The following is a 472-nucleotide window of genomic DNA, read 5'->3' on the forward strand; positions in this document are numbered from 1 at the left end:
GGCCGCCGCCGGCGACTTCCTTGAATTCCTGTTCGAGGAAGCCGGGCTGACCCTCCGCATCGAAGGTGACGCGACCGCCAGCATCGATCCATCGCTGTTCCGGCGTGCCCTGACCAACCTGCTGCACAACGCCGTGCAGCATGCGCGGCCCGGTACCGCGGTGCGGGTACAGCTGCAGGCCGAAGGCAAGGGCGCAAGCATTGCGGTGTTGAACGAAGGCGATGGCATCGCCGCCGAGCACCTGCCGCTGTTGTTCGAGCGTTTCTACCGGGTTGACCAGGCCCGCGAGTACAGGGGCGAACGCCACCACGGCCTGAGCCTGTCGATCGTCAAGGCCATCGCCGTGCTGCATGGTGGCGATGTGTTCGTGGCCAGCCGCGACGGGCTGACCACGGTGGGGTTCACGGTGGCGTGTTGACGCTGCGGGTCAGGTGCCGTTGCCGAACCGGTCGGCAAACGCATCCGTGGCCCG

The 472-nt window shown here is 67.4% G+C and carries 1 protein-coding gene; it reads left to right on the plus strand.

Annotation, left to right across the window (positions count from 1 at the left end; all coding sequences use genetic code 11):
• On the plus strand, positions 1 to 418 hold a 418-nt coding region (locus tag EN846_RS33600; protein WP_245518760.1), incomplete at its 5' end, for an ATP-binding protein.
• Positions 419 to 472 lie beyond the last annotated feature (54 nt).

It is taken from the genome of Mesorhizobium sp. M4B.F.Ca.ET.203.01.1.1 (genome assembly GCF_004791025.1).
GTDB classification, from domain to species: domain Bacteria; phylum Pseudomonadota; class Alphaproteobacteria; order Rhizobiales; family Rhizobiaceae; genus Mesorhizobium; species Mesorhizobium abyssinicae.